Below are 21,760 nucleotides of genomic sequence, written 5' to 3'. Positions count from 1 at the left end.
ACAACTAATAGTATGGTAAGTCTTTTGTCTCATTCTGAGAGAGATATTGATTCTCACAGGATGTAACGATGACCGGTATTTCTGCGAATAAGGTACGGAGATTTTCTCTTTCCAGTGTAAAGACCAAGACAAAAGTCATGTCTGCTGCGTTGTTCCCATTGATTCTGATCGGGGGCGTTGGTGCACTGACGGTCTTTGATCTCAAACTGATGGAAGAGACCTCACATAAGGTTGACCACACACAGCACATCTTGGACGAGGTAGCGCATCTCACCTCATCTGCCTTCGAAATGGAAGCGGGCCTGCGCGGCTATCTTTTGGCTGGCCAAGAACAATATCTGGAACCCTATGAAAATGGTGTGGCAGAGACCTTTGTCGCCTTTGAGGAATTGTATCAGACCGTCAGCGATGAACCTCAGATGGTGGAGCAGCTAACGCAGGCGGAGAACATCCTGCGCGCCTGGCAGACCGAGGTTGCTGAGCACGCCATTCAGCTTCGCCGGGACATTGGTGATGCAATGACCATGAATGACATGGCGGCCGAAGTGAGGAAGGCCAAAGGCACAGAGTTTTTTGATGCCTTCCGCACGGAGATTGAGAGTTTCATCGAAGAAGAAGAAGTGAACCTGAGCAATCGCCGACAGGCATTTATGACCCTGGTGAAAACCGGCATTGCCAGCCCAGAGTTTATGAATAGCTCCCTCGAAGCGGTGGAGCGTTCCCACTCAATTATCAGTGACGCCAAAGACCTACAGACCATCGCTGTAGATTTGCAGGCTGGAATGCGTGGGTTCCTTCTGGTCGGCGAAAACACGCTATTGGACTCTTTCAACGCCAATGCGGCTGAGTTCGAACGGCTGGTCGCTGAGTTGGAAGTTAAGTCGGTCGAGAGCATGATGCAGGAGATCCGGGCGGAAAAGATGGCCAAGATCATCGCCGACTGGCGTGAACAGGCCGTGGAACCGCTGCTTCAGCTGCGCCGAGAAATTGGCGATGCCAAAACAATGGATGATATGGCGGATTTTGTGGGTGAAGGGCGCGGAGCGGCGTTCTTTGCTGAATTCTCCGAGATCATCTCTGCCTTCAAGGCTGAAGAGCTTGCTCTGATGCAGGCGCGTCGCGCTGAAAATGCCGCGATCTCGGCCCAAGCGCAGACAATGATCCCAGCTGCAATCCTGGTCGCCATCGTGTTGGGCAGTGCCTTTGCCTTGATTGTCGGGACCAGTCTGGCCCGCGCTGTCAATCGGATCACCGTATCGATGAAAGGTCTCGCTGACGGCGACAACACCGTCGAAATTCAGGGCCAGGAGCGTGGTGACGAAGTTGGCCAAATGGCCCGCGCCCTGGACGTTTTCCGCGATGCCCTGGTTGAGATGCAGGCCCTGGAGCAGAAAAAGGCCGAAGGCCGCGATGCTGAGCTGAACCATGTGGTGGAACGGTTGAGCCAGGAATTGTCACAACTGTCCAAAGGCAATCTGCAGGCGCAGATCGAGGAACAGTTCCCCGAAGACTATGAAAAGCTGCGCGGAGATTTCAACAACACCGTACAGAACCTGAAGGGCATTGTTGGCCATGTGATGGACACCTCCAGCAGTATCGGCAATGGCGCGGCTGAGATCAGTCAGGCTTCGCAGGATCTGTCGAGCCGCACCGAAAGCCAGGCTGCAACGCTGGAAGAAACTGCGGCGGCCCTGGATGAGCTGACGGCCTCGGTCAAATCCGCAGCCGAGGGTGCAAAGGCAGTTGAGCAGACCATGGAAGAAGCACGCGTTGAGGCCGAGACCAGCGATGTGGTGGTGCAAAAGGCTGTTGCGGCGATGACCGAGATCGAGAGCTCCTCTGAGAGTATTTCGCAAATCATCTCGGTGATTGATGATATCGCTTTCCAGACCAACCTGTTGGCGCTGAATGCCGGTGTCGAAGCCGCCCGTGCCGGAGAAGCCGGTCGTGGGTTTGCCGTGGTGGCGAGCGAGGTACGTGCCCTGGCACAGCGTTCTTCTGACGCGGCGATGGAAATCAAGACCTTGATCGAAGACAGTGGCAAGCAGGTTGGCCGCGGCGTTGATCTGGTTGGCCGGGCAGGTGGCGCCTTGCAAACCATCGTTCAACAGGTCAGCCGGATCTCCAAACAGGTTTCTGGCATTGCCGAAGGTGCGGTTGAGCAATCAACGGGCCTCAATGAGATCAATTCCGGCATGATGCAGCTGGATCAGGTGACACAGCAGAATGCCGCCATGGTGGAGGAATCCACCGCCGCTAGCATGTTGCTGAAAACGGATGCCGGCAAGCTGGTCGAACTGATGGGGAACTTTGAGATCGACGGTGCCGCGACTGTCTCCCCCCTTGCCAATACTTCTGCCCCGCAGACCGCCTTTGAAGCCCATCCAAGCGGTGAGGGCGAGAGCTGGGATGAGCCCGTAAAGGCTGAACCGGTGATGGCTGCAACCGGTACAGATGATCAGGTCCGGTGGGATGATTTCTGATACCAGGATCAGCAGTATGTAAGAAGGGGCCCGCCATGTCAGCGGGCCCCTTTGTCTCTCATCCATCAAAGATGGAGTCGAGATCAAAGATCAATGCGGAAGCGGGCAAAACCGTCGGGGCCCTCTCCGGCGGGGGTGATATCGACGCCCTGAACCTCGCTGGCGTAATCGCTGGCCTTTGGCCCGGTGTCAAACAGGACACTGGTGCCGGGCAGGGGGGCAAAGCTCCAGTTGGCATCCGCACGGGGGCTGATGGTGCCTTTCTCGACGATGTAGCGCACGATGACATCGCGGTTGGTGTCCGGACCTTCAAACACGATGGTATCGCCCTTGGCGCCAGGGAAATCGCCGCCACCAGAGGCACGGTAATTGTTGGTGGCGATGATGAATTTTGCCTCGGCATCAATGGGCGCGCCGTTATAGGTCAAATTGACGATGCGATTTGCCTCTGGGTTCTCCAGGGCCCCCTTGCTGCTGTACTTTGACGGCTGGCTCAGGTCGATCTGGTAGCTCACCCCATCCATCACATCAAAGTTGTAGCTGGGGAATTCTGGATTGAGCAGCAACTGATCTGCCTTGCCAGGATCAACCTGATTGAACATGCCAGCCGAGCGTTCCAGCCAGTCCTTGACCTGAGCGCCGCTGACCAAAACCGCCCGTGCGGTATTGGGGTAGAGGTATAGATCCGAGACATTCTTGATCGCCACATCGCCCTTTGGCACATCAGTGAAATACTCTGGCCCACCACGGCCACCGGCCTTGAAGGGGGCTGCGGCAGACAGAATGGGCAGGCCCTCATATTCGGTGCCCTTCAGCATCTGAGCGATGTACCAGCTCTGAGCGATGGAGACGATCTGCACCGAGGGATCATCTGCAACCAGGGCAAAGTAGCTGTGCAGCGGAGCGTCTGTTTTGCCTACCGCGCGGCGCACATAGGCCAGGGTTTCCTCGTGCTCCTGCGCGGCAGAGGCCAAAACCTTTGCATCGCTCTCCACCAGGGCGGTGATTGAGCGATCCTCATTGCGTTTGGAAATCGGCCGCGCCTCTGAGGCATGGCCAACAACGCGCCAGCCGCCTGCGTCCCGTTCCAGCATCAGATCAATCAGCCCCAGGTGGCTGCCCCAATAGCCGCCCATGGTGGCAGGTTTGCCCTGCAGCGTGCCCTTGGCAACGTCAATCCCGTCGAGCCCGTCATACTTGGACGAGGGGAAGACCAGATGGCTGTGCCCGGTCATGATGGCATCAATACCATCAACGCCGGCCAGCACCAGCGAGGCATTCTCCATGCCCTCGCGCTCCTGTGCCTCACCAATGCCCGAGTGCGACAGGGCGATGATGATATCGGCGCCCTTTTCCTTCATTTCCGGCACATAGGCACGGGCGCATTGCAGAATGTCGCGGGCCTCAACATTGCCCTCCAGATGGCGGCGATCCCAGTTCATCACCTGTGGCGGCACAAAGCCGATGAGGCCAATCTTGATGGCATGCTTTTGTCCCGCACCATCTGTCAGCTCGCGGTCCATCAGCACATAGGGCAGCAGCAGGGTCTTGTCGTCGCGCGGCGCTGCACCACTCTCTTTGGCGATATTGGCGCAGACCACCGGAAAATCCGCTCCGGCAAGGGATTTCATCAGGAAATCAAGGCCGTAATTGAACTCATGATTGCCTAAGGTGGAGGCATCAAAGCCCACAGCATTCATCGCCGCAATCACCGGATGCAGATCGCCGTCGCGCATGCCGCGCTCATAGGCGATGTAATCCCCCATCGGGTTGCCCTGCAAAAAGTCACCATTATCCAGCAGCAAAGCATTGCTGGCCTCAGCCCGGATCTCATTGACGATCGCGGCGGTACGGGCCAGCCCCACCGTGTCGCGGGGTTTGTCGGCGTAATAGTCATAGGGAAAGACATGCACATGCAGGTCGGTTGTTTCCATCAGGCGCAGATGGACCTGGTTTGAGCCCGCCTGGAGCGAAAACGGATGCAGCGCGATGAGGCCGGCGCTGCCCGCGAGAAAGGACCGGCGGTCAAGTGAGATCGGCATGGTGAAACTCCCAGTGTAAATTTGCTGCTTGGATATCCGGTAACGATAACATCAAAATGACAGGAGTCCCGACCAATTTTCCCCAAAGGATTGTGCGGGTTAGTTCGCCAACCCGGTTTCCTTGAGCATGCCGCGCCTTTTGGCCTCGTAATAGTAGCCGCGGGAATAGTGTTTGACCGCAGTGTCGTAGTCGCCGTCCGATAAGAGCCAGGCACCGCGCAGGTATTTTACTGAAAACTCAAGATTTGTATCGGCATCCAGCAGATCCGAGGGCTTGCCGGAAAACCCCATGGAGCGGGCTGTGGCAGGCAGAATCTGCAACAAGCCATAATAGGGCCGGTTGATGGCCCAGGGGCGATGGGTGCTTTCGCGGACGGCCAGCCGGTGCACCAGGAGGCGAGGGATGTCGTAGTGGTCGGCCCAATGGTTGATGCTGCGGCGCAGGTCGGGGGTCTCATTGGGATAAAGCGGCGGGTCAAAGGCTGCGTTCTCATCCAGTGTGTCTCCGCCCGCCGAGCCGCAGGCGGGCAGTGCAAGTGGCAGGGCAAGGCAAAGAGCGAGGAATTGACGTCGAGACATGGGAAACCTGCTTAGGGGCCGGAAAAGGGCATTGGCCCATTCCAGGTGCGCGGGGCTTTTGGGGCGGCGAGTTTCTGACTGCCGCTGGCTGGGGAGATTGCAGGGGCAAGCCTGTCGAGATTAACCGGTCACGGCATGGCCGCGCTGTTGCATGCATTGAACCAGGTAGTTGCGCTGCGCTTCCTTAACCTGGGCATCGCCAATTGCAGCGCCAACAGCGGCGCCAACGATGGCACCCGCCAGGGCCTTGTCGCCGCTCTCTACAGCACCGCCAATGGCCCCACCTGCGCCACCAATAGCCGCAGTCTTGCCGATATGCCCCTGTCCCACACGCCGTGCTTCTGCGCGGCACTGGGCCTCATCGCCCGCGAAATTTGAGGCTGGCGAGCCGCTGACCTGTAGCGGGGCCTCCAGCGGAACAGTGTTACAGGCAGAGACTGCCAGCAAAAGGAAGCCACCACAAAGACCTGTCAAAACTCGGTTATTCATATGCTTTGCTCCTTAAATCCAAAGATGTCGCAACACCAAAATAGGACCGAACAAAGGATTGGGCTAGCCCTGACGGACAAAAGGCCACACCGCGAGGGCGTGGCCTTTTGAATCATTTGTCGTCTGATCGAAGGGAGATCAGGCAGCGGGCTCTTCGTCAGAGGCAGCTGCGGGAGCGTCGCCCTCGTCGTCGTCGGATGCGGCTGCGCCGATATCGTCAAACAGTTCTGCGATTTCGAATTCAGCAGCGGCTTCCTCTTCGGCAGCGAGCTCCTGGATCGATTTGCCAGAGGCCTGCAGCTCAGCTTCTTCTTCAGAACGGGCTACGTTCATCTTGATCTGAGCTTCGACTTCTGGGTGCAGTTTGACCACAACAGTGTGCAGGCCGAGGTCTTTGATCGGATCGATCAGAGCAACCTGCTTTTTGTCGACCGAGAACCCGGCTTCGGTGGCGGCTTCAGCGGCGTCACGTGGTGTGACGGAACCGTAGAGGGCACCAGCATCCGAAGCGGAGCGAATCACGACGAACTGCTGACCGTCCAGCTTTTCGGCCAGTGCTTCTGCTTCTGCTTTGGTTTCCAGATTGCGTGCTTCCAGCTGCGCTTTCTGGGCCTCAAAGGCGGCCAGGTTGGCTTCCGATGCGACCTTGGCTTTCGCCTGGGGCAGCAGGAAGTTGCGGGCAAAACCGGGTTTGACGTCTACAACGTCGCCCATCTGGCCCAGTTTGGCTACGCGCTCAAGAAGGATAACTTGCATTGCTCAGGTCTCCTTACTTAACAGCATAGGGCAGCAGGGCGAGGAAGCGGGCGCGCTTGATAGCACGGGCCAGTTCACGCTGCTTCTTTGCCGAAACGGCGGTGATACGCGAAGGTACGATCTTGCCACGCTCAGAGATGTAGCGCTGCAGAAGACGGGTGTCTTTGTAATCGATCTTTGGCGCATTGTCGCCCGAGAAGGGGCAGACTTTACGACGGCGGAAAAATGGTTTGGCTGCCATGGTTTAGCGTCCTTTTCTCAAGCTAGATCAGCGGCGCTCGCGACGGGTGTCGCGTTCGTCACGTTTCTGCATCTGGACCGAAGGTCCTTCGGCGTGCTCGTCGACCTTGATGGTCAGAACGCGCATCACGTCATCATGCAGGCGCATCAGGCGTTCCATTTCCTGAACAGCCGCTGCAGATGCATCGGTGCGCAGGAAGGCATAGTGGCCCTTGCGGTTTTTGTTGATCTTATAGGCCATCGTTTTGACGCCCCAGTATTCACTGTCAACGAGTTTACCTTCGTTGTCAGCCAATACGGCACCAAAATGTTCGACGAGACCTTCAGCTTGCGAGTTGGACAGATCCTGACGCGCAATCATAACATGCTCATAGAGGGGCATGCGAACTCCAGTTTGTTTCAAGGCGCATTTCATAGACCGGGCGGTTGAACCTTCCGCTGCCCTGTCACGAGAGTCTGCGCGGATCGAATGTGTCGCGGAAGGATGGCCTCATATAGCGGCTCTGGCGCAAAGAGCAAGGCAAAAGGACCGGTGTACTCCACCCTAGCGAGCAAAGGGGGAGGATTGGTCAATTTTAGGGCCGGTTTGAGGCTGTATTGGATGCTATAAGTCACGAAAAACACGGGGATATCAACAATTCTTGCCAGTCCGCCCCATTGTTGCCTCATTCTTCGCGTCAATCTTGGTTAACAAAAAGTTAATCCGCACCTCATTGGTGACGGTTCGGCAGATTGAGGCAGATCATGACCATATCCAGCGAAGCAGCTCTTCCCCCCTATGGGCAACAACATCGCAGCAGATTTGTTGGAGAGGCGCTGACCGGTGGCAACCTGAGCACGGCCATGCCCCTGGTATTGAGCTTTGAAGCAAACTGGCGGTTGCGTACAGTTTTGCTGCGCGGCCTGGGGCTTGCAATGATGGTCAGTGCCAGCGGGCTTTGGCTGTTTCCTAGTAGCGTGGCTGATCCCGAGCTGAACCTGATGAAGGTTGGGGTGTCGGTGTTGTTCTTTGTTCTGGGGCTGGTGCTGATGACATTGCGGGATCTGCGCAATCAGCCAGAAGCCTGTTTTGACCCGGTGCGCCGTGAGTTGCGGGTGCTGCGCCGTGATGCCCATGGGCAACCCAAAACGGTTCTGCGCCGCAGTTACGACACCATTGGCGGCGCACGGCTGAAAGACGGTGCAGTGCAATTGTTTGAAAACGACGGCAGCCTGTTGATCGAGGTGCCTCTCGGGAGCTCGGCAGCGCGCAGTCAATTGCGCGATCAGTTGAGCGGTGCGGTGCAATTGTTCAGCTAATCTGATCACGTCCGCGTGAGCGGAATTGACCAAGGTACCTCCGATCCTGAATAAATTAAGGGCTCTGCGTCACCGCGCAGGGCCTTTGTTCTTTTCTCAACAGATAGTGTTGGAAAATGCCGGTTTCATTTTCTCTCCACAGGGCACAGGTATAGCCGACACGATCAAGAAACCTTGAACTCTACTCTTCTCCAACGGAGCGAAACGAATGAAAAAGATCCTTGCAGCTGTAGCACTTGTCGGCCTGAGCACCACCGCAGCCTTCGCGGCTCCCGAGAAATACGTGCTGGACGCCAGCCACAGCCAGGTTGTGTTCAACTACAACCACCTCGGATTCTCCACCACCTGGGGCATGTTCTCCGGTTTTGAAGGTGAGATCATGTTTGATCAGGAGACCCCTGCAAACTCTACGGTTTCCGTCTCCATGCCGCTGAGCTCGATGTTGACAGGTTGGCAGGCGCGGTTTGATCACTTCATGTCCAAAGATTTCTTTGAGGCCAATGGCGACGAGCAGGTTACATTCACCTCCACCAAGATCGACGTGACCGGCGAAGGTACCGCCAACATCACCGGTGATCTGACGCTGAATGGTGTGACCAAATCCATCGTTCTGGACGCAAAGCTGAACCAGACGGGTGATCACCCAATGGCGGGTAAGCCATGGGCCGGTTTTGATGCCAGCACCACCCTGGTGCGCTCTGACTTTGGTCTGGGCAAATTTGCCCCCTATGTCAGCGATGAAGTGCCGCTGATGATCTCCATCGAGGCAATGAAAGCCGAGTAATCTTCTGGAGCGTTTTACGGGTTTCGACTGCGTAACACGACACTGAAGGAAAAAAGGGCCGTTTCCCAATCTGGGAGGCGGCCTTTTGTTTGTACCCCCACCCCAAAACCCCTCTCGCCAGAACATTTAGGGCGTTGTAGGAGGGAAGGAGGAGCCAGGGGATGCCCTGATAACATATGTATTGGGAGCTGCCTCATGGCCGAATTGTTACTTTTTATTCCCGCCTGTTTTGCGTTGAACCTGGCTTTTGGCCCCAGCAACCTGTTGGCGCTCAGCAATGGGGCGCAACATGGACCGGGGTTTGCACTGCTTGCCGGGCTGGCGCGGTTGTTGGTCTTTGTGCCGATGATTGCGTTGAGCGCCCTGGGGCTGGGTCTTGTTCTGTCGACCTCGGCGTTGGTTTTTACTGCAGTCAAGATTTTGGGAGCCTGCTATCTGATCTGGCTGGGTGTTAAACTGCTGAAAAACGCGGCAGCCACCCAAGGGGCAGATGTATCGGCCAGCCCGGTGCGGCTGCGCGACAGCTTTCGCCGCGAGGCCCTGGTGGCGGTTGGAAACCCCAAAGCGATCCTGATCTTTGCGGCCTTCTTTCCCCAGTTTGTGGATGTTGATGCCTACGCGCTGAGCTACCTGACCCTGGGTGGTATCTTCCTTGTGCTCGAGGCCACAGCGATCCTGACCTATGCGATGATCGGTCATTTTGCAGCCCGCACAGCCGCGGCCAAGTTGCATTGGTTCCAGCGCGGCTCCGGGGTTGGGATGATCCTGTTTGGGGTCCTGTTGCTTTTGGCCAAACCACCGGCACTTGCCGAAGGTTAAAGGGTATTCAGTTTATCAAAACGAAACGGCCTCCCCAAGTTCGCTCGGGGAGGCCGTTTCGTTTTTTCGCTGTGCAGCAGAGCCTTTGCTTTTAGCGCGACTGTTGCGCCGTCAAGGCCACGTCCAGAACCACAGTAAAGCCCAGAGTGCCCTCCTCCTGCGTACCTTTGCCAATGTCGAAGTCGAGCCGGTTGACGCTGGTCTGGCCGCTCATCTCGGCCCGATCGCCATCAAGACTGAGGGTAAAGGGCAGGGTGAGTGGGACGGTTTTGTCCCGGATGGTGAGGGTCCCGACAGCCTGATACCCGGTTGCGAGCTTTTCCAGTTCGGCATCGAACCGCGCCGTTGGATAAGTCGTGGCGTCAAAATAATCCGCTCCCATGGCCTGGTCTGTGACGGTGCCCAGGGTCAGCGATGTTATGTCGATCTCGACGGCTACCTTGCCAGCAGGGCCAGGGGCATCGGGGTTGTCAAAGGTGATCTCAGCCTGCCAGTTGGCAAAGGAGCCGCTGACGCCGCTGCCCATCTGCTGGATAGTCAGGCCAAGGTTCCCCTCTTGTACCACCCAGTTGCCTGCGGAGGCCTGTTGGCTGGTTTCAGCGGAACCCGCATCCTGGCTGGTCTGTGTTGCGGCGGGGCTTGCCTCCGCATGACTGTGAGAGCCGTGATCGTGAGGGTCCTGCGCCATCATCACGCCAGCCGACAGGACAGCGACCCAGATCGCTGCGGCGACAAAGGCTGGAACCGGGCTGTGCTTTTGCGCCGGTGGTGTTGGCAGGTCACCGGACTTGGGCAACATACGGCGCAGGGTGGCATCGCGGTCGATCACCACATGTTTCAGGGCGCCTGCCACATGCAGTCCAACGGTAACCAGCAGGGCCTTGGTGGAGATCCAATGCAGCGCACCAAACAGCCCGGCGGTGGCCTCAGACTTGGCCACAAAGGGCAGCTCCTGACCAAAGGGCCACCAGATCGGGGCAAAGCCGGTGCTGGCGGCGTGGTGGATCCAGCCGGTCAAAGGAGTTGCGACCATGGCGCCATAAAGTACCCAGTGAACCACCTCTGCGGCCAGGGCTTCGGGTTTGTTTTCAGGATGCAGCAGGCCTGGTTTGGGCTGGCTCAGCGCCCAGATGATCCGGGCCAACCCAGTGAAGAAGGCCGCAACACCGACGGTTTTGTGAATCGAGAACAGCAGCACGGCCCGCGACAGGGTCTCGGCAGAGCCATCAAAACCGGGACTCTGGATCTCATGAGCGAGGTCGGTGGCATTTAGGCCGAGCAGAAAGGCGGAGATCAGCAAAAGCGCGGTGAGCCAATGAAAACTCTTGGTGACACTGCCGTAGCTGGAGGTGGTGTTTTGGGCGGACACGGGGCTGGTTCCTTGTACAGATGGATACTGGCCAATCTAGTCATGCGTTCGGGTCATGCAATGGCAGGCTATGTCCACATGTGAACAGGGTTTGTGCGCGGCGCTGCACAGCGGGTGCCGTCTGTCTCCTCAGATATCCTTGGCCCCCTGGGAAAGGGGCATAGGGCGGCTCTGTTCAGTTCACTTGTACGTTGGGTCAGCTGAGGCTAAACCGGAGAAAACGACAGCGAAGGAAGTGACCCTTAATGACGATCGCATTTGTATTTCCCGGGCAGGGCGCCCAGGCCATCGGAATGGGCCAGGCATTGGCAGAGACTTATCCGGCCGCAAAGGCTGTTTTTGATGAGGTCGATGCGGCTCTGGGGGAAAACCTCAGCAAGTTGATCTGGGAAGGCGATATCGAGACCCTGACCCTGACCCAGAATGCCCAACCTGCCTTGATGGCGACCTCATTGGCGGCGATGCGTGCGCTGGAGGCCGAAGGGATTGCAATTGATCACGCGGGTTTTGTCGCCGGGCATTCGCTGGGTGAATATTCAGCTCTGGCCGCAGCGGGTGCGATTTCTGTCACAGATACCGCCCGTCTGCTGCGCACGCGGGGCGAAGCAATGCAAAGCGCGGTGCCGGTTGGTGTCGGCGCCATGGCCGCCCTGCTGGGGCTGGATTTTGCCACCGTCAAAGAGGTCGCCGCTGAGGCTGCCGCGACAGGCGAAGTGGTGCAGGCCGCCAATGACAATGATCCCACCCAGGTGGTTGTGTCAGGTCACAAGGCCGCCGTGGAACGCGCTGCCGAAATCGCAAAGGGGCGCGGTGCCAAACGCGCAGTGATGTTGCCGGTCTCGGCGCCGTTTCACTGTGCACTGATGCAGCCCGCCGCAGATGTCATGGCTGAGGCCCTGGCCGCAGTAGAGATCAAAGCCCCCGCCGTGCCATTGATCGCCAATGTGCGGGCCGATGTGGTGAGCGATCCTGCCGAAATCCGCCAGCTCTTGGTCGAACAGGTCACGGGGTCGGTGCGCTGGCGTGAGAGCGTCCAGGTGATGGCCTCCAAGGGCGTCACGGAGTTTTGGGAAATTGGCTCCGGCAAGGCGCTTTCGGGCATGATCCGCAAGATCGACCGCAGCCTGTCCAGCCGCCAGTTTGGCACTCCTGAGGCGGTTGCTGCCGTCAAAGAGTCCTGATCTCGCGCAAGCAATAGAGGTGCGGCCTGAAGCTGAAGGCAGCTCAGAAGGCCAAGCACTTGGAAACAGAGGAATAGATATGTTTGATTTGACTGGCAAAAATGCCCTGATCACCGGGGCTTCTGGTGGCATCGGCGGCGATATCGCCCGTGCTCTACATGCAGCGGGAGCGACCGTAGCGCTCTCCGGCACCCGTGAGGCCCCGCTGCAGGAACTGGCAGCTGAGCTTGGCGAACGCGCTCATGTGCTCACCTGCAACCTGAGTGACGCAGAGGCGGTTGAGGCCCTGCCAAAACAGGCGGCCGAAGCCATGGGCTCGGTTGATATCCTGGTGAACAATGCCGGGATCACCAAGGACAATCTGTTTATGCGGATGAAGGATGAGGAGTGGCAGAGCGTTTTGGACGTGAACCTCACCTCGACCATGCGCCTGTGCCGTGGGGTGATGCGTGGCATGATGAAAGCGCGCTGGGGCCGCATCATCAATATCTCTTCCATCGTTGGCGCCACCGGCAACCCCGGTCAGGGCAACTACGCGGCCTCCAAGGCTGGGATGATCGGCATGTCAAAATCCATCGCCTATGAGGTCGCCAATCGGGGCATTACCGTCAACGCGGTTGCGCCGGGCTTTATCGCCACTGCCATGACCGAGAAGCTGAACGATACCCAGAAAGATGCGATCCTGACCCAGATCCCGGCTGCTCGCATGGGGGATTCGAAAGAAATCGCCGCTGCAGTGCTCTATCTGGCCAGCCCCGAGGCGGCCTATGTGACCGGGAGCACCCTACATGTGAACGGCGGTATGGCGATGCTGTAAGGGGAATCTGGTTTTGATAATTCCGGGAGCTCGCGCAAAAAACATTGCAGAATCGGATAGTCCAAAGCACAGAATGTCCCAGATCTTTTGAAATATCACATTGATATCAACTGGGTCTAAGAAATAGCCCGCGCTGCCCCTTGTCCTTGGGGCTGTGCGGCGCCATCTGCTCGACTGGGTCGGTCACGGCAGGGGACAGACAAGGGCGGCTGATGGTGCGAAACCATTTGCCTCTGCGCTGGTCTGTGCTATAGGCGGCCCATATTCGTCCTGACGTTTCCCTTACCAAAGGGCGGCGATCGGGTAGCTCTCGCGTTTGGGAGCAGAACCGCCCGCATCGGGCAAAACAATGCCACCCCAAGCGGGTACGGGCAAAACCGGGCAAACTGCCCTGAAGAACGAGGAAATGACATGAGCGACGTCGCAGACCGCGTAAAAAAGATCGTTGTAGAGCACCTGGGTGTTGAAGAAGAAAAAGTGACCGAAAACGCGTCCTTCATCGACGATTTGGGTGCAGACAGCCTCGACACTGTTGAGCTGGTCATGGCATTTGAAGAAGAGTTCGGCATCGAGATCCCTGATGATGCGGCCGAAACCATCCAGACATTTGGCGACGCAGTGAAGTTCATCACCGAAGCTTCCTAAGTCTCCATCACAGCAATGTGATTATCGAAACGGCGTTTTCCACTAGGGAAGCGCCGTTTTGCGTCTCGCATGCCTGACTGTTCTGGGGAAGGCTCGGCCTATGCTGTGATGATATGTGCTATCATGCAGAGGTTGAGCAATCAGGAGGAATTTCGGGATGCAGATTTATCCAACAATGGAACTGCTGGACGGGCATTGTGTCACCTTGGAAAAGGGGCGCCTGGATGAGCCGCTGGTCTGGCATGTGGATCCGGTTGAAAAGGCCAAGGAGTTCGCCGCCTCCGGTGCTGAATGGATGCATCTGACCGATTTCAATGCGGTCAAAGGTGATGACTGCAATGCGGATCTGGTCAAGGAGATCATCCGGACCGCTGGTATTCCGGTGCAGTTGGGGGGTGGCATGCGCAGCCGTGAAAGCGTTGAGGCCTGGATTGACCAGGGCGCAGGCCGCGTTGTGGTGGGCACCCTGGCAGCGCTGGATCCGACAGTTGTGAGCGAATTGGCCAAGCAGCACCCAGATCAAATTGTCTTGGCAGTGGATGTTTGGCAGGGGCAGGTGATGACCGAGGGTTGGTTGAAGGCCGGTGCCTTTGAGCCCGAAACCTATATCGCAGCCTTTGGCAGTGCCCCCTTTGCTGGAATCATTGTGACTGATATCGACAGCGATATGTCTGATGTTGAGGCGCAATTGGGTTTGATTTCTGGTCTCGCCGCTGCCGCTCATTCGCCCGTGATTGCCAGCGGTGTCGTTCGTGGCGTGGATGACATCTCCCGACTGAAATACATCAATAACATCTCTGGCGCATTGGTGGGACGGGCGCTGTTCCGTAAATCGCTGACGCTGGAAGAGGCTCTGGAGACGGCGCAGCCGCAGACAGAGCAAGTGGCTGAATTCCTTTGACCTGAGCCCGCTCTCGTTCTGGGGGCTAGGCAGGGTCTTTGTGCTAAACCATTTGGGAGGAATGCGACGGCTTTGCAAAACTGGCTTGGGGCAGGGGGAAATCTGCCCCAAAGCCGCGAAGCAGATGAAAGATCTGCAATAGATCTGCTCTGAGCGGCGGTCTTTCTCCTGTTTTTTAACACTCCCGCCTGGGCGTTCTATTGGCGCACTTGCACCTCTTGGGCAATCCAAGCTATCTGGGTGAGCGAATTGCCGAGGCAGAGGAGAGCAAGGAATGCGTCGAGTCGTTGTAACCGGATTGGGATTGGTGACACCATTGGCAACCGGAGTCGAAGAGACCTGGTCAAGCCTGCTGGACGGCCAGTCTGGTGCCGGACCGATCACGCTGTTTGACGCAGAGGCCAGTGGTGTTGCAACCACCTATGCCTGCGAAGTCACGCGTGGTGACGGTACAGACGGCTCTTTCAACCCGGATGACTGGGTGATCAAGAAAGATCAGAAAAAGATCGATGACTTTATCCTCTACGGGATCGCCGCCGCCGAAATGGCTGTGCGCGATGCGGATTGGACGCCGGAAGATACCGAAAGCCTGGAACGCACCGGCGTGATGATCGGTTCCGGTATCGGCGGGCTGAGCTCGATTGCCGACACCGCCGTGATGATCAAGGAAAAGGGCCCGCGTCGGGTTTCTCCCTTCTTTATTCCGGGTGCCCTGATCAACCTGATCTCTGGCCAGGTGTCGATCCGCTTTGGCTTCAAAGGCCCCAACCATTCTGTAGTGACGGCCTGCTCCACAGGTGCCCATGCCATTGGTGATGCGGCCCGGCTGATCAAATCGGGTGATGCTGATGTGATGATCGCTGGCGGCGCCGAAGCGGCAATCTGCGAGATTGGCATTGCTGGCTTTAACGCCTGCAAGGCCCTGTCGACCAAACGCGCCGATGATCCCAAATCGGCCTCGCGTCCCTATGACACCGACCGCGACGGATTTGTCATGGGCGAAGGCGCCGGTGTTGTGGTGCTGGAAGACTATGAACACGCCAAGGCCCGTGGTGCCAAGATCTACGCAGAGGTTCTGGGCTATGGCCTGTCGGGCGATGCCTATCACATTACAGCTCCCTCCGAGAGCGGCGAGGGCGGCGAACGTTCGATGCGAGCGGCGCTGAAAAATGCTGGACTTGAGCCCAAAGACGTCGATTACATCAATGCTCACGGCACCTCGACCATGGCCGATACGATCGAGCTGGGTGCGGTTGAGCGCATGCTGGGCGATCACGCGGCTGAGGTCACTATGTCTTCGACCAAATCGGCTACTGGCCACCTCTTGGGCGCCGCTGGCGCGATTGAGGCGATCTTCTCGATCCTGGCGATTCGGGATCAGGTTGCACCGCCAACCATCAATCTGGACAACCAGGCGGTGGAAACACCCATCGATCTGGCACCCAATGCCAAGCGTGAGCGCAAGATTGATGTGGCCCTGTCCAATTCCTTTGGCTTTGGCGGCACCAATGCCTCTGTGGTCTTTGGGAAGCCCAAATAAATGTGGCGTAGCCTAGCCTCAAACATGCTGACTGTTCTGGTGGTGCTGCTGTTCCTGTTGGGCGGCCTCATCCTCTGGGGCAAATCGCAGTATACCGCCGAAGGACCGCTGGAGACGGCGATCTGTCTGCAGGTGCGCCCCGGGTCGAACATGACCCGGGTGAGCGCTGAACTTGAACAGGAGGGGGCGGTGGCCTCTGGCATGATATTTCGGTTGAGCGCCAAGTACACTGAAAAGTCTAGCCAGCTTAAAGCCGGCAGCTTTCTGGTCCGTCCAGGCACCTCGATGGAGAGCATTCTGGATCAGATCACCCAGGGCGGGGCCAGCACCTGCGGGACCGAGGTTGTCTACCGCGTTGGCGTGACCCGGCTGCGCGCCGAAGTGCGTGAGCTGGACCCGGCCTCTGGCAAGTTTGTTGAACGGGCTGAGTTTGAGCTTGGTGTAGACGAGGCTCCAGCGATCTTTACCGAGCTGAAATCCGCTACGGATACCCGCTTTCGGGTTGCCCTTGCAGAGGGTGTGACCAGTTGGCAGGTGGTGAATGCGCTGCAAATCATCGATATCCTTTCCGGTGATCCCGGAGAGCGCCCTGCCGAGGGCATGTTGGCACCAGACAGCTATGAGATCATCTCTGGCCAGCCTCGCGCTGAAATTCTGGCGCAGATGCAGGCCCGGCAGGAGTTGCTGATTGGTGCCGCTTGGGAAAACCGCAGCGAAGACGCGGCAGTTCAGACCCCAGAGGAGATGCTGATCCTTGCCTCGATCATCGAGAAGGAAACCGGTGTTGCACGGGAGCGCGGCCAGGTGGCCAGTGTCTTTACCAACCGTCTGAACCGCGGCATGCGTCTGCAAACGGATCCGACCGTGATCTATGGTGTCACCAAGGGCGAAGGTGTGCTGGGTCGCGGGTTGCGTCAAAGCGAACTGCGCAAGGTAACACCCTGGAATACCTATGTGATCGAAGGGCTGCCTCCAACGCCTATCGCCAACCCAGGTCAGGCGAGCCTCTTGGCGGCTGTGAACCCGGATACCACCGATTTTCTGTTCTTTGTGGCAGATGGTACCGGTGGTCACGCCTTTGCGGAAACGCTGCAACAGCACAATCGCAACGTTGTAAAATGGCGCGAGATCGAAGCGCAGCGTAACAACAACTGATCACGCTGATCTGCAAGACCCTGAAAATCCTTGAACCCGCCCGTGTCAAATGACCGGGCGGGTTTTTCTGTTTTGGTCCTGTCTCGAGGTCGCGACCCAGGGTCTGTCCAATTCAGGTTGGTTAAGATTTCCCCATGTTCCCGGTCGTTTGGCAACCCTTACTCATTTGACTTTTGTCCGGCGCTTGACCTAACTTACCCCGCAGCTGCAAAAGATCGATGATCAGCTCTTGTCGGCTGAGCCGGTGGTTCAGCGCCTGCTCTTGATCCTCTTAGTCTTTTGTTGTGCCGGGGCCCCTCTGGATGAAAGGCCCATGCTCAGATGTCACAGACAGAGCCAACCCTCCAAACTCAAACCACGCAGGATCTGTTTCAATCGCTCCAGCGATCAATTCTGCGCCTGCGTCAGGAGGCCGAAGATCTCCAACAACTGATTGCCACATCCGGCGAGGAGGCTTTGGCCACATCACTTCCCCGGATCGCAAAACTTGAGGGGCTTATCAGAGACTGCCAGAAAGTGGAGAAAACCCTTGTCGAGCACAGCCCCACAGGAACAGGAGATGCGCGCGAACGAGATCTCGCCGCTGCCCGGAATGAAATCAGCTGCCGCCTGGATCGCCTGCGCGCCGCCGAGCGCTCAGAAAACCCTGATCAAGGAGATGAGTGACAATGCCATCCTCTGTCTGCCCTATCTGTTCGAGGTCTGGGCACATGGGCACCAACTGCCACCGTCGGGGGATTGGCGAACCTGGGTGATCCTGGGCGGACGCGGCGCGGGTAAGACCCGCGCAGGTGCCGAATGGATCCGGGCCCAGGTGGAAGGATCTACGCCTCTGGCGCCGGGTCGTGGACGACGTCTGGCGCTGATAGGCGAGACCTATGACCAGGTGCGTGATGTGATGGTCCAGGGGGATAGCGGCATTCTGGCCTGTTCGCCCCCGGATTGCAGGCCGCAATGGAAGGCGGGTGAGCGCAAACTGCTCTGGGCCAATGGCGCCATGGCGCAGGCCTTTTCGGCCCATGATCCAGAGGCACTGCGGGGGCCGCAGTTTGATACGGCCTGGGCAGATGAGCTGGCCAAGTGGCGCCAAGCGCGGGAGGCTTGGGACATGTTGCAGTTCTCGCTGCGGTTGGGAGAGGACCCTCGGGCCTGCGTGACAACAACACCGCGCAATGTTGCGGTGTTGCGCGAGCTGCTGCAAACCCCATCCACCGTGCAAAGCCACGCCGCAACCGAGGCCAACCGGGCCAATCTCGCGCCCTCCTTCCTGAGCGAGGTCCGTGCCCGATATGCCGGAACCCGACTTGGGCGTCAGGAGCTGGATGGGGTGCTTTTGAGCGATGTTGAGGGCGCCATCTGGCGGGCGGCTCAATTGGCCGAACTCCAGGTCGCGGCAGCGCCGGAATTGGACCGGGTTGTGGCAGAGGTGAACCAGGGCGGGGCGCTTGTTGAGAACTTGCTGCGGCAGGTGGATCCTCTGGTGGCTTTTCAGGCGGTTCATGCCAGTCGGGGCAAGGTGGTGCGGGCAGAACCCGTTGCCGCACTATATGAGCAGCGCCGGGTACATCATCTGCCGGGGCTGGCGGAGCTTGAAGAACAAATGTGCCAGATGTCACCACAGGGGTTTCAGGGGCAGGGCTCGCCGGACCGGGTTGATGCATTGGTCTGGGCCCTGCACCAGCTCATTCTGGATCCGGCGCTGCAGAATCGCCTGCCACGGGCGAGAATGGTTTAGGAAATGGTGGCCTGCAACATCAGGGTTGGATGAATGTTGAAGTGAATACAATACGTTGACGGTGCTGTTTCCATAGGTCGGCACGCCGCTCTTTGAGGATATTCAGATCTCAGCGTCATATCTTTTCTCCAGCAAAGGGCGTGATGCCCGGATGATGGATCAAAGGAGCGGCCCATGAGGTTTGACCTACCTTGGCGCAAGACAGAGCCCAGCGAGCCCCTGGCCGCCCCGGCCAAATCACCGCAGACCAAGGCCAGCGCCGCTGCACGTGGTCTTGCCTGGCAGGGAGGCGGGGCGCTCTCACTGAGTGCCCGCGATGCCATCTCTTTGACGCGTCTGGGCTATCAGGGCAATCCGGTGGGGTTCCGCGCCGTTCGCATGGTTATTGAGGCCGCAGCTGCCCTGCCGCTGGTGGTGCAGGACGCAGCACAGCGCTTTGATACCCACCCGCTGCTTGCGCTCATCACCCGCCCCAATGGGGCGCAGACACGGCAGGATTTTTTTGAGGGGCTGTTTGGCCACCTGATGCTGTCCGGCAATGCCTATGTCGAAGCGGTGAGCGAAGATGCGAGCTGGCCCTCTGAGCGGCACCTGCTGCGCCCGGATCGAATGTCGATTGTCCCCGGCCCTGATGGCTGGCCGCAGGCCTATGACTACACCGTGGGAGGACGCAAGCACCGCTTTCCCTGTGACGGTGGGCGCACTGCGGTGCTGCACCTGAAGAACTTCCATCCCCAGGATGATCACTACGGGTTTGCCCCACTTCAGGCGGCCGCGCTGTCGCTGGATGTGCATTCAGCTGCCTCGCAGTGGTCCAAGGGGTTATTGGACAATGCCGCGCGTCCCTCCGGCGCACTGGTCTGGGCCGGAAGTGATAGCCAGGGCACCCTGTCAGACGATCAGTTCCGCTGCTTGAGCGATGAGGTCGAGGCCAATTTCCAAGGCGCGCGCAACGCTGGACGCCCTATGGTTCTGGAGGGCGGGTTGGACTGGAAACCCATGGGGTTTTCCCCGTCAGATATGGAGTTCCAAAAGACCAAGGAAGCCGCGGCCCGTGAAATTGCCCTGGCTTTTGGGGTGCCGCCCATGCTGCTGGGCCTGCCTGGTGATACCGCTTATTCAAACTATCAAGAGGCCATCAGGGCCCTGACATCGAAGGTTGGCTGGCCAGGCGGATCGCCGACAAGTTTTCGCGCGCCGAAGCTGCGGCCTTTCTGAACGGCGATGGCATGGATAAACCTACCGGTATTCTGACCCACCCCACCGTGGAGAATGACAGCTGGAGCTGGGGCAGCCTGGGCTATGTGCCCTCCGGTGAGGATGGTGGCATTGGTGACGGGGATGCCATCATCGATCTGGTCTATGCCCTTGGGGCGCAGTATCGCGCCAATGCCAGCTTTGTGATGAACTCCAAAACCGCCGGGCTGGTGCGCAAACTCAAGGACGCAGATGGCCGTTTCTTGTGGTCAGACGGGCTGGCCGCTGGCGAGCCTGCGCGGCTGCTGGGCTATCCGGTGCTGATTGCCGAGGACATGCCGGATGCGGCATCGGATTCCCTGTCGCTGGCCTTTGGCGATTTTGCAGCGGGCTACACCATTGCGGAACGCCCGGATCTGCGGGTGCTGCGGGATCCCTTTAGCGCCAAACCCCATGTGCTGTTTTATGCCACCAAACGAGTGGGCGGCGATGTCAGCGATTTTGCTGCCATCAAACTGCTGAAATTCGGCCTGAGCTAAGGTTTTGGCTGAATGGGGAGCCGGCAGCCCGGCTCCCCGGCGGGTACGCATTCCCTGGCATTCTGTCGTCTAGCTGCTCCCCCTCCGTCCGAGCGGCAGAGAGCCTTGCGTGCCCGCTGAACCTGATTGGGACATCTTGGGGATCAGAGCCCGCGGAGTTGATGATGATGTTGAGCGAAGTGACACCCCTGCCGGACACGGCCCTGCCGCTGGAGGCCTTTAAGGCACATCTGCGGTTGGGGACCGGCTTTGGCGAAGATGACCTGCAGGACAGTGTTTTGACCGGCTTTCTGCGGGCTGCCCTGGCGGCGATCGAAAGCCGAACCGGCAAAGTCCTGCTACAGCGGGATTTTCTTTGGGTGATCACGGGATGGCGTCACCCGGATCGGGCATCGGTGCCGATTGCCCCGGTTGTTACGTTCACCTCAGCAACTCTGATTGATGCAGATGGTGATACAACGGTTTTAGCACCCGATACCATTTGGGTGGAGCCTGACAGCCAGCAACCACGCCTGCACCCACGGGGAGCAAGCCTGCCTGTTTTGCAAAAAGGAGCCCGGCTGGAAATCACCTTAGCTGCAGGCTTTGCCGCTAGCTGGGAGGACTTGCCCCATGATCTGGCTCAGGCGGTTTTGATGCTTGCCGCCCACTATTACGAGTACCGCGATGACACAGCCCTGCATGGGGGCTGCATGCCCTTTGGGGTTGTCAGCCTGATCGAGCGGTATCGCCTGTTGCGGCTCTCGGCAGGGGTGGGTCATGATGGGCGGCGCAGTGCCCCTAACCAACCGGCGGTTGGTGCTGGAAGATCCACAGCGGGTCAGCGACGGATCCGGCGGCTACAGCGAGAGCTGGGCGCCACTGGGAGAGATCTGGGCTGAGCTGAAATCACAAACCGGTCGCACCTCTGGCCAGGAGGGCGCCAGCCTCTCCTTGCAGCGCTACCGGATCACCCTGCGGGCGATGCCACAGGGCAGCGCCTCGCGTCCACGCCCTGGTCAGCGGTTTCGTCAAGGTCAGCGGCTGTTTCGCATCGAAGCGGTTGGCGAGGCCGATCCGGGCAGGCGCTATCTTACATGTCAATGTCTCGAGGAGCTGGCCCCATGACCTATGCGCTTGCCGCTGCCCCGCAGCAGTCGGTTTTTCAACATCTGACCAGTGATACTGCGGTAACGGCCGCCCTGGGCAGC

General features: G+C 58.5%; 21 protein-coding genes and 1 pseudogene. 15 read left to right on the top strand and 7 right to left on the bottom strand.

Annotation, left to right across the window (positions count from 1 at the left end):
- Nucleotides 1-137 precede the first annotated feature (137 nt).
- Complete coding sequence (locus tag ED661_RS18930) at nt 138-2,483, top strand: CHASE3 domain-containing protein (RefSeq protein WP_122076070.1); 2,346 nt, start codon at nt 138-140, stop codon at nt 2,481-2,483.
- A gap of 83 nt (nt 2,484-2,566) precedes the next feature.
- Here ED661_RS18930 and ED661_RS18925 read toward each other — a convergent pair whose 3' ends face one another.
- The 6 genes from ED661_RS18925 to rpsF all read right to left on the bottom strand — a co-directional run bounded on the left by ED661_RS18925 (nt 2,567) and on the right by rpsF (nt 6,971).
- A complete protein-coding gene (locus tag ED661_RS18925; protein WP_122076068.1) occupies nt 2,567-4,525 on the bottom strand; it encodes a bifunctional 2',3'-cyclic-nucleotide 2'-phosphodiesterase/3'-nucleotidase in 1,959 nt (652 codons plus the stop codon).
- A gap of 99 nt (nt 4,526-4,624) precedes the next feature.
- The gene (locus ED661_RS18920) at nt 4,625-5,104 is read right to left on the bottom strand and encodes a lytic transglycosylase domain-containing protein (RefSeq protein WP_122076066.1); all 480 of its coding nucleotides are present in this window, start codon (nt 5,102-5,104) and stop codon (nt 4,625-4,627) included.
- 120 nt (nt 5,105-5,224) lie between these two features.
- The gene (locus ED661_RS18915) at nt 5,225-5,593 is read right to left on the bottom strand and encodes a hypothetical protein (RefSeq protein WP_122076064.1); all 369 of its coding nucleotides are present in this window, start codon (nt 5,591-5,593) and stop codon (nt 5,225-5,227) included.
- A 138-nt stretch (nt 5,594-5,731) separates the two neighbouring features.
- On the bottom strand, nt 5,732-6,349 hold the full coding sequence (gene rplI / locus ED661_RS18910; RefSeq protein ID WP_122076062.1) for a 50S ribosomal protein L9: 618 nt from the start codon (nt 6,347-6,349) through the stop codon (nt 5,732-5,734).
- A gap of 13 nt (nt 6,350-6,362) precedes the next feature.
- Nucleotides 6,363-6,590, bottom strand: coding sequence for a 30S ribosomal protein S18 (gene rpsR, locus ED661_RS18905; protein WP_005982441.1), 228 nt, complete (start codon nt 6,588-6,590; stop codon nt 6,363-6,365).
- A 27-nt stretch (nt 6,591-6,617) separates the two neighbouring features.
- On the bottom strand, nt 6,618-6,971 hold the full coding sequence (gene rpsF, locus ED661_RS18900) for a 30S ribosomal protein S6 (protein WP_122076060.1): 354 nt from the start codon (nt 6,969-6,971) through the stop codon (nt 6,618-6,620).
- A 362-nt stretch (nt 6,972-7,333) separates the two neighbouring features.
- Here rpsF and ED661_RS18895 point away from each other — a divergent pair, with 362 nt between their 5' ends.
- The 3 genes from ED661_RS18895 (at nt 7,334) to ED661_RS18885 (ending at nt 9,491) form a co-directional block, all read left to right on the top strand.
- Entirely contained in the window at nt 7,334-7,888 is a 555-nt protein-coding gene (locus ED661_RS18895) for a hypothetical protein (RefSeq protein ID WP_254054892.1), read from the top strand.
- Nucleotides 7,889-8,096: 208 nt separating this feature from the next.
- The gene (locus ED661_RS18890) at nt 8,097-8,672 is read left to right on the top strand and encodes a YceI family protein (RefSeq protein ID WP_122076058.1); all 576 of its coding nucleotides are present in this window, start codon (nt 8,097-8,099) and stop codon (nt 8,670-8,672) included.
- Nucleotides 8,673-8,867: 195 nt separating this feature from the next.
- Nucleotides 8,868-9,491, top strand: coding sequence for a LysE family translocator (locus ED661_RS18885; RefSeq protein ID WP_122076056.1), 624 nt, complete (start codon nt 8,868-8,870; stop codon nt 9,489-9,491).
- Between the two features lie 91 nt (nt 9,492-9,582).
- Here ED661_RS18885 and ED661_RS18880 read toward each other — a convergent pair whose 3' ends face one another.
- Nucleotides 9,583-10,860, bottom strand: a complete 1,278-nt coding sequence (locus ED661_RS18880) for a cytochrome b/b6 domain-containing protein (protein WP_122076054.1) — start codon at nt 10,858-10,860, stop codon at nt 9,583-9,585.
- A 245-nt stretch (nt 10,861-11,105) separates the two neighbouring features.
- On the opposite strand from ED661_RS18880, the gene fabD reads away from it, so the two are divergent.
- The 11 genes and pseudogenes from fabD to ED661_RS18820 all read left to right on the top strand — a co-directional run bounded on the left by fabD (nt 11,106) and on the right by ED661_RS18820 (nt 21,677).
- A complete protein-coding gene (fabD, locus tag ED661_RS18875; RefSeq protein WP_122076053.1) occupies nt 11,106-12,041 on the top strand; it encodes an ACP S-malonyltransferase in 936 nt (311 codons plus the stop codon).
- A gap of 79 nt (nt 12,042-12,120) precedes the next feature.
- Entirely contained in the window at nt 12,121-12,858 is a 738-nt protein-coding gene (gene fabG / locus ED661_RS18870; protein WP_122076051.1) for a 3-oxoacyl-[acyl-carrier-protein] reductase, read from the top strand.
- A 411-nt stretch (nt 12,859-13,269) separates the two neighbouring features.
- Nucleotides 13,270-13,503: an acyl carrier protein gene (locus ED661_RS18865; RefSeq protein WP_009808171.1), complete on the top strand. Its 234-nt coding sequence runs from the start codon at nt 13,270-13,272 to the stop codon at nt 13,501-13,503.
- A gap of 157 nt (nt 13,504-13,660) precedes the next feature.
- The gene (locus tag ED661_RS18860; RefSeq protein ID WP_122076049.1) at nt 13,661-14,404 is read left to right on the top strand and encodes a HisA/HisF-related TIM barrel protein; all 744 of its coding nucleotides are present in this window, start codon (nt 13,661-13,663) and stop codon (nt 14,402-14,404) included.
- Between the two features lie 274 nt (nt 14,405-14,678).
- Nucleotides 14,679-15,944, top strand: coding sequence for a beta-ketoacyl-ACP synthase II (fabF, locus tag ED661_RS18855; protein ID WP_122076047.1), 1,266 nt, complete (start codon nt 14,679-14,681; stop codon nt 15,942-15,944).
- A complete protein-coding gene (gene mltG / locus ED661_RS18850) occupies nt 15,945-17,099 on the top strand; it encodes an endolytic transglycosylase MltG (protein WP_122076045.1) in 1,155 nt (384 codons plus the stop codon).
- Nucleotides 17,100-17,757: 658 nt separating this feature from the next.
- The gene (locus tag ED661_RS18840) at nt 17,758-18,834 is read left to right on the top strand and encodes a DNA-packaging protein (RefSeq protein ID WP_122076039.1); all 1,077 of its coding nucleotides are present in this window, start codon (nt 17,758-17,760) and stop codon (nt 18,832-18,834) included.
- Between the two features lie 174 nt (nt 18,835-19,008).
- A complete protein-coding gene (locus tag ED661_RS18835) occupies nt 19,009-20,052 on the top strand; it encodes a phage portal protein (protein ID WP_122076037.1) in 1,044 nt (347 codons plus the stop codon).
- Nucleotides 19,983-20,570 (top strand): annotated as a pseudogene (locus tag ED661_RS18830) (phage major capsid protein); the annotation flags it as partial. The gene ED661_RS18835 and the pseudogene ED661_RS18830, both read left to right, overlap by 70 nt.
- A gap of 161 nt (nt 20,571-20,731) precedes the next feature.
- The gene (locus ED661_RS18825; protein ID WP_371412462.1) at nt 20,732-21,451 is read left to right on the top strand and encodes a head-tail connector protein; all 720 of its coding nucleotides are present in this window, start codon (nt 20,732-20,734) and stop codon (nt 21,449-21,451) included.
- Complete coding sequence (locus tag ED661_RS18820) at nt 21,333-21,677, top strand: head-tail adaptor protein (RefSeq protein WP_122076035.1); 345 nt, start codon at nt 21,333-21,335, stop codon at nt 21,675-21,677. Before ED661_RS18825 ends, ED661_RS18820 begins: the two co-directional genes overlap by 119 nt.
- The last annotated feature ends 83 nt before the right edge of the window (nt 21,678-21,760 follow it).

This window comes from Pseudophaeobacter sp. EL27 (assembly GCF_900313025.1).
GTDB lineage: Bacteria > Pseudomonadota > Alphaproteobacteria > Rhodobacterales > Rhodobacteraceae > Pseudophaeobacter.
This window is presented reverse-complemented; position numbering and strand designations above follow the sequence as displayed.